This window comes from Microvirga sp. jy35, from assembly GCF_056148915.1.
Genome location: NZ_JBWBEW010000015.1, coordinates 1 through 11,682, shown reverse-complemented (window position 1 = coordinate 11,682; position 11,682 = coordinate 1). Strand labels below are relative to the sequence as shown.

Here is an 11,682-nt window from a genome sequence, read left to right as displayed (position 1 = left end):
TCACGATCGCCATCTCTGACGGCAACGGCAGCACGGTCGAGCAGGTCGTGTCGGTGAACGTCACCCCGGTCAACGACGGCCCGACCGGCCCGGCGACGGGCACGCTCGCGGCAGGCACGGAGGACACTGCCTACACGATTAGTGCGGCTACCCTTCTGGACGGCTTCACGGATGTGGACGGCGGTATCCTAGCTGTTTCTGGCCTGACGGCCACGAACGGGACGCTTGGCACCTACAATGCGACAACCAAGACGTGGAGCTTCACGCCGAACGCCAACTTCAACGGCGCTGTCAATCTCACCTACAACGTGGTGGACGGAATGGGCGGCTCGGCTGCGGCTACCCGGACCCTCGACGTGGCGGCGGTCAACGACGGTCCGGTGGCGAACCTTGACAGCTTCGGTGCGGATGCGAAGACGAATAAGATCTATGAGAGCACCGAGTATGTCATTGACGTCACTGAACTTCTGGCCAACGACACGGATATTGAGAGAGACATTCTAAGCTTCGTGTCAGTGGCGGGGACGTCGACCAGTGGAAAGGGCGTGGTCGGCACCGTTGTCGAGAACGGCAAAACCTTCATCACCTATACGTACAACGGAGCCGTCGCGAGTACCGCGACAGCCAGCGACTCCTTCACCTATACCATCTCCGATGGAAACGGTGGCACAGCGACTGGTACGGTCAATCTCACCATCAGCGGGTTGCCCAACACTAGTGTTCCAGGGACCCTCTCGGCTGACAGCCTGAGAGGCGATCTGAATAACAAGATCGCGAACGACTATATCGACGGTTTGAACGGCGATGATGCGATCTTCGGCTTGGCCGGCAACGACGTATTGATTGGGAACAACGGTGTCGACAAAATCTACGGTGGCAGCGGGAGTGACTTTCTTGACGGCGGCAGAGGCGACGATCGACTTGAGGGTGGTCGGGATAACGACTTCCTGACGGGCGGCTTGGGTGCGGACACGTTTGTCTTCGGCGTCGACAACGGCGTCGCCGTCAGTGGCGGCACCGACCGGATCATGGACTTCAAGGTCGGAGTCGATGATATCGGGCTGCATACTGGTGTATCCATCACAGGGATGAACAACACAAGGGATCTCAATGGCGACGGTACAAAAGACAGCGTGCTCAGCCTCAGCAACGGCGGCACGATCGAGATCCTCGACGTAAACAACCTAACGCTGTCTCAATGGATGGTGATCGCCTAACCATTCAGACCACCGCGCAAGACGAAAGGGGGGCTTCGGCCCCCCGTTTGCTGAACACCTCTGCGGCCGGTGGGGCGATTTGAAGGTGGGCTAACTTCAGGTGAAGGGCAAGCAAGTGACCCTGTCCCGCAGATGGCCCGGACCCGTCAAACTGGATATCGACCCCGAATTGCACCTCCGAAACAATTTATCGGTGAGAGATCCGACACGGATAGCTTTTCCCAGCAGTTCAATGCCTTTATGGCAGCCCGGAACTGGGGCTTGGGTAGGCCCACGCGCTGCATGGCCGAACACCCCCAGCAAAGACTACAGTATCGCGCCCGGGCGTTCTGGAATTGGGAATACAGCGCGGGCTCTGCTGTCGCCCCTTGCGTAAGGCTCTCTGCTGAGCGCTCGGCATACCTTAAAGCGCTGTCCTGGCCGACAAGCCTTCTGAGAACTACGGCGAACCCGACGGCCGCATGAGAACCCAAGCAAGCTCGATGTTAGGTCCAAGCAGCCGGCTCGGTCCACCGATAATGCAAAGGATATAATTCGGCCCAGATCCAGAGTTGAAACCTTCTTACCAGCGATCTGCCAAAGGCAATACCTAGTCAGGTCGCTCTCATCAATCGAAAGAATTTGCCCGTCGGAGGTTGCTTAGTGTCGCCGCAGTAACATCCCTAAGTTCCGACAGGAGGTGTTCAGTTCCGCCCCCAGAGCGGGTACGCTCCTCAATCTCTGCCGAAATCTTTCCAATCTTAGCTAGTCCCAGCATTCCTGCCATGCCCCTGAGACTATGTGCCTTTTGGGCGAGTTCGTCTGAGCCTTGGGGTAGAGCTGCCATTTCATCACAGGCTCGCTCCACATCCTCAATTCCGCGCTTGAGCAAGGACGTAAGCTGCTCGGCAGGCATGTGGGCACTAAGCCGCTCGAGCGTCTGGCGGTTTACCAGCGGCGTCTCATCAGCCTTCTGGTGTACATCAACATCTGAGGATGCGACCGCCTGCCCGCTGCGGCCATACCGGGCGAGCGCAGCCGTTAGTTGGTTCCAGTCGATCGGTTTCATCAGGCACTCGGTCATGCCTACCGCCATATATTTTTCCCTCTCGTGCGCCATCACATTTGCCGTCAGTGCTAAGATGGGGATGTCACGAGTTGGCCTATCGAGCTTGCGAATTCGGCGTGTGGCTTCAATGCCATCCATAGCCGGCATCTGCACATCCATAAGGATCAGGTCAAACGGCTCTTTCTCTGCCAATGCCACAGCCTCGGCCCCGTTCTCGGCAAAAACGACCTCATGCCTTTGTCGGGACAGCACCTCCCTCAACAGGTCCCGGTTAATCGCCACATCCTCCGCGACCAGAATTCGGCTTGGCTGCACGGGGGCGAATTGAACAGTTGCAGCCTTGGTCAACTTGGCAGGATCCCCAAGCTCGAACGGCACCTCGAACCAAAAGACACTGCCGATGCCTTGGAGGCTGGTGACACCGATCTCTCCATCCATAGCCTCAACCAGCCGCTTGCTGATTGCTAAACCAAGCCCGCTGCCACCAAACCGGCGCGCCGTTGAGCGGTCCGCCTGAGCAAATGCAGTGAAGAGCTCGGCCTGCTTCTCTGGGGCAATTCCAATCCCGGTATCCCGTACCTCAAACCGGAAGCGTAGCTGGGGCTCGTCTGCCGGTCGGTGCGAGATGTGCAAGATCACGCTGCCTTTCTCAGTGAACTTGATCGCATTACCGACGAGATTGAGCAGCACCTGCTTGAGGCGTGTTGGATCCCCTTTGAGGATGGGAGGCGAGTGTTCCGACAGTTCAAAGTGGAGCTCCAATCCGCGCTCGGTTGCTAGAGGCTGAACGAGGGAGCGCAGGCCCTCGAGTTGTTCTGGAAGGGAGAAATCAATGTGCTCCAATTCGAGCTTGCCTGTCTCAATCCGGGAAAAGTCGAGAATGTCGTTGGTGACGCTAAGAAGGTGCCGCCCTGAGGCGCGAATAGAGTCCACATAGCTTTTCTGCTGTGAGGGCAGGTCTTCCGCGCCAAGGAGGTCGGCCATGCCAAGCACACCTGTCAGAGGCGTACGGATTTCGTGGCTCATAGCTGCCAGGAAATCACTCCTGGCTTGACTTGCCGCCTCAGCCTCGCGTCGGGCCTTTTCGCGCTGTTGAAGGAGTTCGTTCAGGGAACGGGAGAGCAACTGAATCTCCCAGAAGATCGGAGATCGAGGGAACGCCATTTGAGTGTCGCCACCTGCCCGCAGGCGATCTGCCTCTGCCGCAATCCGCCGGAGAGGACGGCTGATCGCCTCTGCTAAGACAAGCCCAATCGCAACGAATATCAACCCAATTCCACTACCCCACAGAAGCACCTGCTGCTGCATGACCCTGACGGGCTGAAGTGCCTCTTTTGCTGCCTGCGTTACCACAATCAGCCAACCGAAACCTGGATAGTCGCGATAGCCTCTGCTCTGACTCAGAGCGACCAACTGATCACCAGTATCGATCGAAGACACCCCCTGCCTCAGAGTAGACTGCAGTAGAGCTGCCGGAGGCTTATACGTGCGCCTCTGTTCGGACTCGAGCAACACTCGGCCATCTGGGTTTACGATCAGGATTTCGGCACTGGGATTGGCTGAGGAGAGTAGGAGCTGCTGCCTGATCTCATCAGCCCACGCCCAGTTGAGATGGGAGATGATAACCCCAATCGTTAGGCCATTTGGGGCATGTACTGGAGCCGTGACACGGACTAATGGGAGACGTCGGCCGGAGTTGTTCTGTTCAAAGTCACTAACGGACAGCTCTCTCAGGGCCTCTTTGAACCAGGCCTCGCCTGATACGTCAGATCCTTCAAGAGCGCCATCTGTGCCTGCAACGACTCGGCCCGAGGCATCGGCGAAGCCGATCCATACATGATCTCGGATAGTCTCTTTGAAAGCTTCAAGCCTTCGGCGCTTCTGCTCTGGAGATATCGCTGGGTCGGTTATCACGGGGCTCGTGGTCAATAGCCTGATGTCGCTGATACGTTCATACAATGTACGGTCGACATTATCTCGCATTTCGAAGGCTAGAAGGCCAAACTCCCGGACCACTCGGGAGCGAATGTGTTCTCCTCCTAAAGACCCCACAATAAGGGACATAAGTATCATCAAAAACAGCACTGACGCCACAAAGGCCAGCCCAAGGAGATCCCGCAGCGGCAAAGAAAGATAGCGCGCCTTGAAGAGGCGAATGAGGGTGTCCGTCATATCAAGACTTTTTGTGACCGCTAACCAGAGACGTCGAAGTTCTGAGCAAATTTAAACCTAGCGAAGAGCGGAGCATATTGGCCCTCCGCATCGCCAAAGCGGTAACCCCAAGTGGGCAGTAAACTTATAAATAAAAATCCATTGTGTCCGCTAACATGACATGCCTATTCTGCAAGTTGATGGGTCAAGCTCGACTAAGAAACGAGGCACCTGAGCAGCGTCACGTGATATACTTTCTGCTAGGATTTCAGCAGTTGATCTCGATGATTGTGAGCCCACGTTGCTAGAGCCGTTCGGTTGCTGACCCCTAGCTTTGGGTAAATCTTATAAAGATGGACTTTGATAGTTCCTTCGGTGACCCCAAGGAGGCGCGCGATTTCCTTGTTCGACTGCCCCTCAGCGACAAGAATAACAATCTCTCTTTCTCGAGCTGTAAGAACATCCTCAAGCAAATTCGCCTTGGCTTGCCTTTCCTCCTCACGGCAGACTGCTGCACTTACTAAAGCCGAAGGGAGCCAGCGCCTTCCCATTGCAACAGATCGCATGCACTCGAGAAGGGTATCACTAGCTGCATCTTTAAGCATCAAGCCGTAAGCACCCCGTTCTACCGCTTCCACGATCTGTCGATCACTTGCCGACCCGGTCAGTAAGATGACACGCGTTCTGAGATCATGCGCTCCAATCCTCTCAAGCACCTCAATCCCTGTAAGACCTGGCATCGAAACATCCAGTATTGCGAGATCAGGCTGCTCCTCTAGAATCGTCTGGAGCGCCAAGCTACCTTCGGTGCAGGTGGCAACTACTTCGAACATTGTATCGGCCTGAATCAGTGCCTTAAGACCATTCAGAACGACCGGGTGATCGTCGGCGAGGACTACTCTCAAGGTAGAACTGGCCGACTTCATAATGGAACTGCAACCTGGTTTCCTGTCCCAATTGGTAAGGTTTGCAGAACTGAAATCTTTACAAAAAATTTGATCCGAGCCTTTAAGGCGTAGCCACCTTCTGCGACGAACGTCGCGCGGGCGTCGGAAGGATTTTGGAGAGGATCCGCAAAGACAGCGATGAGCGCGAGGGTTGTTAGGACAATTCTTGCAGACGCGCCTGCAAGCTTCGGCAAAACGGCGCATGTCCCATCTATAAGGACAAGGTGTCTAAGCGAGATACTCATGGGGTGACAATGCCTTAGTAACGGCAGAGAAACAGCTACTCAAGCGGTTGAAACCACCACTATTTTGGAGGATGTTTTATAGGTCGAAACTCTCCCATTTAGGGATTTTGGTATTGCTAAGCTACAAAGAAAGGAGGCTTTTCTTTGGGTCTATTGCGACTAGGGCCTAGCGTGTCAGCCCCGTGTGCGAACAGCTCCAACCCGCATCTTTGGCGCTCAATTTCTGCCTGCTAGTCAGGAGCCTTATCTGACTGAGTCCAACACTTGCAACTTAACCGGATGTATTGAGCTTGCCTTACCAAATGACGAGTCAAGGTTAGTGAGAAAGAGGTGACGCGTGAAGGGTCAGAAACTCGAGTCGGTGTGGACCGACACAAACTGGCCGTTCTCAGCCGAGCAGGACCGTGCAGTCTTTCTCGCAATTGCACGAGACGCCTTTGCAGTAGATGGCACCAACCCACTGCCCGCGTTTGAGGCAATGGCGACAGTCGCCTCATATTACTGGAGGAAGGGCAAAGCGCCAGAGAGTGTCACCGTCCCCTTCTGGGCCGTGGAGGCGATCGTCGCAGGATACAAGCAGTACCAGGCCAGCCATACCGGCTCTGACGGAGCAAGATTGAAGTTTGGTGAGGCTTTCCAGGTTGAGGGACACGGCCAAGGCAAGCGCCCGCGCATTCACGAACACCTGAAGCAACTCCGGGATATCCGCTTTGCAATCCACCTTGTTCTCTTCGAGGAGAAGGGCTGGAAGCTTGAGGCTGCGATCCAGGAGCTCGCCGACAGGACAGGCATCCACCACACCACTATCCGTGATCTCTGGGCTCAGCATGCTGAGCAGGCGCGGAAGGCCTTGCGGATCTTCCGACAAGGCGAGACGCCGCCTGAACAAACTTCGTGATATTTTACGAGTGCCTTTCACGGGTCTTAGGCGGTCAGCTGTGACATCGATGGGCCATCCGCGACCAAGGGATTGCCCGTGGCCCATCAAGACCCCGACCAGCAACAGAGGACAATGAACGCACCCGCAGCGGGCTCGCCGCTTGTGGAGTTCGTCCACCTGCTGGCTCGACTAGCCGCGCGGGATGCACTCGAGCACATAAATGCTGACCAAGACGATCACTCCGGCCGCGATAACCCCGAACTGGAGGATGGCCGTGAAGCCGAAACTTGAACCTCTACTCACCCTGCAGGACCTCGCCGCCCGTTGGCAGGTGAGTCTCAAATCCCTGCGCCGCATCGTAGCGCGCGGCGACCTTAAGGTGCACCGCATCGGAGCGCAGATCCGCGTCTCGCCAGAGGATGCGATCAGCTACGAGAAGCTCCGCCGCGACTAAAACACGTTGAACCCGTCTGACCAGCATAGTCCAGCAGTGTCAATGGCTTACAGACCGTCGGGAGAGCGCGCCCGGCTGAACGCCGTAGGACCAAAAAGCTGCTATTTCCCGAATTGGCCCTTCTGTCCACGCCTGTCCTCCCGAGGCCAGAGCTGACCACGCGAGATGATCCCGATGAACCATTTCGATCCCACCTTTCTTGCCCGCAGCAAGGCCGCCTTCCTCTCCAAAGACCAGATCACGCTGGCTGACGTGAAGCGCCTTGCCGAGGCTGATTCCAGCCTGACGGGCACCCAGCGCCGCGACCTCGTCTCAGCCCTCAACCGCATCGAGCAGCTGTTCCAGACCCCGCTCATGCAGCTGGAAGCAGTTCCGCGCCGAGTGCGTGAGGTGTTCGCGTCCAAGAGCCCGGCGCAGCTGGACCTGTCGGAGAAGACCTTTGCGAATATCCGTTCGCTGGTGGCCAAGGCTGTCCAGCGTTATGGCCAGCCGGTCTCGCCCCTGACCAAGCGCATCCCCGTATCTCCGTCCTGGCAGGACCTGCTCGATCGCATCGCGATCGCTTACCAGCGGCAGGCGCTTTACCGCCTCGCCACCTACTGCTCGGTCATGGGTATCGCACCGGAGGAGGTTACCACCGAGACGCTTCTCGGCCTCTTCGAGGCGGTTGAGACTGAAGAGGCGATCAAGAACCCAAGGGATGTCCTCAAGAGCACCATCGTCAACTGGAACCGCTCGGCACGTACCGTGCCGGGCTGGCCCCAGGTGCTCCTGTGCTCTCCCTTCAGGCAGGAGCCCTATGCGCTGCCCCTAAGCGCCTTCCCAAGCTCGTTCCAGGGGGATGTTGTTCTCTGGCGCGAGCGCATGGCAAACCCCGATCCGCTCGATGAGGAGGCTCCAGCCCGTGCGCTCAGGCCCGCCACAATCGAGCACCGGATTTATAACTTCCGCCAGTTCGCCTCAGCCTTGGTGCAGTCCAGTCACCTGCCGGCCGAGGCGATCACCTCGTTGAACGTGCTGTTCCAGCCCGAGGCCTTCAAGGCCGCTCTGCGCTTCTTCCTTAATCGCTCCGGTAAGAAGACCCAGCGCGTGCATAACCTTGCCCTGTCCATGCGCCTGATCGGCAAGCACTATGGCAGATTGGACGAGGTGACGCTCGCGACCCTGGAGAAGGTGTGCCGCAAGCTTGATCCCGGTGACCGGCGTCAGATGACAGAGCGCAACCGCAAGCGCCTGGGCCAGTTCGATGATCCGCGCAACGTCTGCCGACTGCTGACCTTCCGGAGCAGGAGGCCAGACGGGCAGCGGCCGAGAAGAACCCGCTGCGCGCGGCTAAGGCGATGGAGCGGGCTGTCGCGGTCGACCTGCTCATCTGCTGCGGCCTGCGGATCGGCTCCTTACGGACGCTGGAGCTCTCCGACTTCACTTGGCTCAGCTCAGGGCGAGCTGTTTTGGTCGTTCCGGCGGAACGCACCAAGACCGGGCGGCCGCTGGAATTCGAGATCAATGCCGAGATCACAGCTCGCTTGAAGCACCACATCGCTGCGTTTCGCTCCCGTCTGCCGGAGACCGAGAGGCCTTTTCTCTTCCCCGGACCCGGCGGTGGGCCAAGGTCAACTACGGCGATGGCGGACGCGATCCGTCGCGGCATGTGCCGGGCTGGCCTGGAGATGAACCCGCACCTGTTCCGCCACGCGATTGCGAAGATCACGGTCGAGGCCGATCCCGGTGCTTACCTCGCCGTCTCGCGCGTTCTCGGCCACACGACTCTCGACACCACCATGGGCCATTATCTCGGCACCGAGTCGAAGGCGGCCGGCCGCCACGTTGACCGGCTGCTCTCTGAGGCGAAGGCCAAGGCCGTAAAGGGCGCGCGCTGATGGCCAGACCCGTTGATCCGATGCGTCGCGCTCTGCCGGTTTCCGAGTGGCCGCAGGTTGACCGAGATGCCTGGATGGCGGTGCAAGCCGCGGGCGACATTTTCGACGAGGGTGGCGGTGCGGCGCATTGGGCGTTCCGCACCCGCCTGACCAATGAGCAGCATTATGGCCGCTGGCTCGGCTACCTGCTCTGGGCCGGCCAGCTTGATCGTAGCGCAAGCCCCGCCGATCGCCTCAGCCGCGAGGCGGTCCGTGCCTATAACCGCCACCTTGAGACGCTTGTCGCCCCGCGCACGCGTCTGTCGATGCTGGTTGGCCTCAAGGTGATGATGCAGGCCATGGCCCCGAATCGGAACTGGCGTTGGCTGCAGGACGCCTGTAACCGGGTTCAGATCAATGCCAAACCGAGCAGGGACAAGCGGGCACGGATGCGCCCAACCGCAGAGATCTTTGCCGCCGCTCTCGCAGAACTGGTGCGCATGCCCGCGGCTGATCTTTCCCTCAAGCAGGCCCTGGCCTATCGCGATGCCCTGATGCTGGCCTTCCTGGCCAGCCGACCGCTGCGGGTGAAGAACTTCACCGGTTTGGAGTTGGAACGTCATTTGATCCCGACAGAGGACAATTGGCTCCTGACTATTCCGGCGGCGGAGACCAAGACCGGCCAGCCGGTCAGCTTCGATTTGCCCGAGCCGCTGCTGCCCTGGTTCGCGCGCTACTTGTCCGCGGTCCGGCCGCTGTTTCCGCAGGCTGGCGAATCGGCGAGGCTATGGCTCGGCAAGGAGGGAGTCATGCGCGACCCCCATTCGATCTATCACCGGATCACCAAGCTGACCCGGCGCCTGTTCGGGGTGGCCATCAATCCCCACTTGCTGCGCGATTGCGCTGCTTCGAGCCTCGCGGCCGTCTCCGCTGATATGGCCCGCGCCGCCGCGCCGCTGCTTGGGCATCGATCTTTCTCGACAACCGAGCGCTTTTACATCCAAGCCGATAATCTGGCGGCAAGCCGACGCCTCGGATTGATCCTCGATCAGCTCAAAGCCGCCTCGGAGGACCTGGCATGAAGCGCGCCGCCATCTATGCCCGCTACTCGAGCGAGAACCAGCGCGACGCCTCGATCGAGGACCAGATCGAGGTCTGTCGCCGCTACGCAGCGCAGCACGGGTTCGAGGTCATCGCCACGTTCCAGGATCGGGCGCTCTCCGGCGCCAGCAGCAATCGCCCCGGCTATAGGGGCCTGCTGGCGCAATCGCGGCGCGGAGCCTTCGACGTCGTGATCGTCGAGGCCCTCGATCGTCTCGCCCGCAAGCTCTCGGACGTCGCGAGCCTGCACGACGAGCTGCAGTTCCACGGCATGAGCCTGCATGCAGTCAATGTCGGCACCGTGACCACCATGCACGTCGGCATGCTCGGCACCATGGCCCAGATGTTCCTCGCCGATCTGCGCGAGAAGACCAAGCGCGGGCAGCTGGGTCGGGTGTTGCAGGGGCGCGCCGCCGCCGGCAAGGCCTTCGGCTACGATGTGGTCGAGGACGGCGAACGAGGAGGGCGGGTGATCAACCCGGCCGAGGCGGCTGTCATCAGGCGCATCTTCGCAATGTTTGCCCATGGCGTGAGCCCGCGGGCGATCGCCCGCCGGCTGAATGAGGAACAGGTGTCCGGCCCCGAGAACCGCCCCTGGCAGGACACCACTATCCGCGGCCAGAAGGAGAGAGGCACGGGAGTCCTCAACAACGAGCTCTATATCGGCGAGCTGGTCTGGAACCGCTGCTCGTATGTGAAGGACCCGCGCACCGGTAAACGCGTGGCGCGGCCGAATCCGCCGGAGCGCTGGGAACGCACGGCGGTGCCGCACCTACGCATCATTGATGATGCGCTCTGGCAGGAGGTCAAGCGACGCCAGGAGGCAACCGCCTTCGAGATGGCGAGGAACGAGCACGGTAATGCGCTTAATCGCGCTCATCGCCGCCGCTTCCTGCTCTCGGGCCTTCTGGTGTGTGGCTGCTGCGGCGCGGGTTACACGATCATGGCCAAGGACCGCTATGGCTGTGCAGGACGGCGTTCGAAAGGCACGTGTTACAACGACCGCACGATCAGCCGAGGCGAGATCGAGGCGCGCATCCTTAAGGCCTTGAAGCAGAACCTGCTCACGCCAGAGCTGGTGGCGGAATTCACGCGGGCTTACCAGGAGGAGGTGAACCGTCTTACGAAAGAGATGAGCGGCAAGGCGGCGGAGGTCGAGGCGAAGCTGGCAAGCGTCCAGCGCAAGATTGACGGCATCATGCGTGCGATCGAGGACGGCCTGTACCAACCGTCGATGAAGGCACGTCTAGTCGAGTTAGAGGCCGAGAAGGAAAGCCTGGTCGCCCAGCAAGCACGATCTGAGGTGGCGCCGAACATTGCAGTGCATCCGAACCTCGCGGTTGTGTACCGCCGCAAGATCGAGGAACTCGAGACGCTCCTCGAAGATGCCGCGCACAGAGATGAGGCGATGGAGCTCATTCGCTCGCTGATCGAGAAGATAGAACTGACGCCACGCGAGGAGGGCGGACTTGATCCGATTCTGCACGGCGACCTCGCGCGCATCCTAGTGTTGTGCTCGACCGGCAAACAGGAGGCTGAACAGCAAAAAGCCCTCCGCGCGGTTGGCGCAGGAGGGCTTCGGGTGTCTGCGGGATCGCAAGTGGCCAGATACGACGAAGCCCCTGAAGCTCTCGCTTTCAGGGGCCTGTCATTATCGGTGGTTGCGGGGACAGGATTTGAACCTGTGACCTTCAGGTTATGAGCCTGACGAGCTACCGGGCTGCTCCACCCCGCGCCAAGGGTGCGAGTTTTGCATCAGCAAAACCCCAACCGGAGGGCC

8 protein-coding genes, 1 tRNA gene and 1 pseudogene are annotated in these 11,682 nt (G+C 59.3%); 6 read left to right on the top strand and 4 right to left on the bottom strand.

The features are described from left to right. Window positions 1-1,217 (top strand): cadherin-like domain-containing protein (locus AC0QTX_RS13690; protein ID WP_474604378.1); only part of this gene is annotated, 1,217 nt, incomplete at its 5' end. A gap of 607 nt (window positions 1,218-1,824) precedes the next feature. Here AC0QTX_RS13690 and AC0QTX_RS13685 read toward each other — a convergent pair. Then, the gene (locus AC0QTX_RS13685) at window positions 1,825-4,437 is read right to left on the bottom strand and encodes a hybrid sensor histidine kinase/response regulator (RefSeq protein WP_474604377.1); all 2,613 of its coding nucleotides are present in this window, start codon (window positions 4,435-4,437) and stop codon (window positions 1,825-1,827) included. Window positions 4,438-4,676: 239 nt separating this feature from the next. Further along, window positions 4,677-5,342: a response regulator gene (locus AC0QTX_RS13680; RefSeq protein ID WP_474604376.1), complete on the bottom strand. Its 666-nt coding sequence runs from the start codon at window positions 5,340-5,342 to the stop codon at window positions 4,677-4,679. A 603-nt stretch (window positions 5,343-5,945) separates the two neighbouring features. On the opposite strand from AC0QTX_RS13680, the gene AC0QTX_RS13675 reads away from it, so the two are divergent. From AC0QTX_RS13675 to AC0QTX_RS13655, 5 genes and pseudogenes are all read left to right on the top strand, one after another. After that, the gene (locus AC0QTX_RS13675) at window positions 5,946-6,506 is read left to right on the top strand and encodes a hypothetical protein (protein WP_474604375.1); all 561 of its coding nucleotides are present in this window, start codon (window positions 5,946-5,948) and stop codon (window positions 6,504-6,506) included. A gap of 256 nt (window positions 6,507-6,762) precedes the next feature. Beyond that, a complete protein-coding gene (locus AC0QTX_RS13670; protein WP_474604374.1) occupies window positions 6,763-6,942 on the top strand; it encodes a helix-turn-helix domain-containing protein in 180 nt (59 codons plus the stop codon). 1,340 nt (window positions 6,943-8,282) lie between these two features. Further along, a complete protein-coding gene (locus AC0QTX_RS13665) occupies window positions 8,283-8,822 on the top strand; it encodes a tyrosine-type recombinase/integrase (protein WP_474604373.1) in 540 nt (179 codons plus the stop codon). Next, on the top strand, window positions 8,822-9,883 hold the full coding sequence (locus AC0QTX_RS13660) for a tyrosine-type recombinase/integrase (protein ID WP_474604372.1): 1,062 nt from the start codon (window positions 8,822-8,824) through the stop codon (window positions 9,881-9,883). The genes AC0QTX_RS13665 and AC0QTX_RS13660 overlap by 1 nt, the downstream gene beginning before the upstream one ends. After that, window positions 9,880-10,896: pseudogene (locus tag AC0QTX_RS13655) on the top strand (recombinase family protein); the annotation flags it as partial. The gene AC0QTX_RS13660 and the pseudogene AC0QTX_RS13655, both read left to right, overlap by 4 nt. A 261-nt stretch (window positions 10,897-11,157) precedes the next feature. Here the strand turns inward: AC0QTX_RS13655 and AC0QTX_RS13650 are convergent. Further along, window positions 11,158-11,388, bottom strand: a complete 231-nt coding sequence (locus tag AC0QTX_RS13650; protein WP_474604371.1) for a hypothetical protein — start codon at window positions 11,386-11,388, stop codon at window positions 11,158-11,160. 172 nt (window positions 11,389-11,560) lie between these two features. After that, window positions 11,561-11,637 (bottom strand) — tRNA-Met (locus AC0QTX_RS13645). Window positions 11,638-11,682: the final 45 nt, after the last annotated feature.

Coding starts and splice junctions, on each gene's coding strand:
- AC0QTX_RS13685 (WP_474604377.1), bottom strand. CDS start 4,437: ATGACGGACACCCTCATTCGCCTCTTCAAGGCGCGCTATCTTTCTTTG.
- AC0QTX_RS13680 (WP_474604376.1), bottom strand. CDS start 5,342: ATGAAGTCGGCCAGTTCTACCTTGAGAGTAGTCCTCGCCGACGATCAC.
- AC0QTX_RS13665 (WP_474604373.1), top strand. CDS start 8,283: ATGGAGCGGGCTGTCGCGGTCGACCTGCTCATCTGCTGCGGCCTGCGG.
- AC0QTX_RS13660 (WP_474604372.1), top strand. CDS start 8,822: ATGGCCAGACCCGTTGATCCGATGCGTCGCGCTCTGCCGGTTTCCGAG.